General features: G+C 50.0%; 4 tRNA genes. All 4 read right to left on the minus strand.

The features are described from left to right. Positions 1 to 6 precede the first annotated feature (6 nt). A tRNA-Cys gene (locus BN899_RS18350) sits at positions 7 to 80 on the minus strand. Positions 81 to 95: 15 nt separating this feature from the next. After that, positions 96 to 171, minus strand: a tRNA-Lys gene (locus tag BN899_RS18355). Between the two features lie 6 nt (positions 172 to 177). Then, a tRNA-His gene (locus tag BN899_RS18360) sits at positions 178 to 254 on the minus strand. A 10-nt stretch (positions 255 to 264) separates the two neighbouring features. Beyond that, positions 265 to 341 (minus strand) — tRNA-Pro (locus tag BN899_RS18365). Positions 342 to 356: the final 15 nt, after the last annotated feature.

The following is a 356-nucleotide window of genomic DNA, read 5'->3' on the forward strand; positions in this document are numbered from 1 at the left end:
AATTTGTGGAGGCGACACCCAGATTCGAACTGGGGATCAAGGAGTTGCAGTCCACTGCCTTACCACTTGGCTATGTCGCCATACAAAATACAAATTGGTGATCCATCCGCGACTCGAACGCGGGACACCCTGATTAAAAGTCAGGTGCTCTACCGACTGAGCTAATGGATCATTTTATGGGGTGGATAATGAGAGTCGAACTCACGACCTCCAGAGCCACAATCTGGCGCTCTAACCAACTGAGCTATACCCACCATAATATATTGGTCGAGGTAGAGGGACTCGAACCCCCGGCCCCATGGTCCCAAACCAAGTGCGCTACCAAACTGCGCTATACCTCGACATTGTTTTAAGTT

Source organism: Faecalimicrobium dakarense, from assembly GCF_000499525.1.
Classification (GTDB): Bacteria; Bacillota; Clostridia; order Peptostreptococcales; family Peptostreptococcaceae; genus Faecalimicrobium; species Faecalimicrobium dakarense.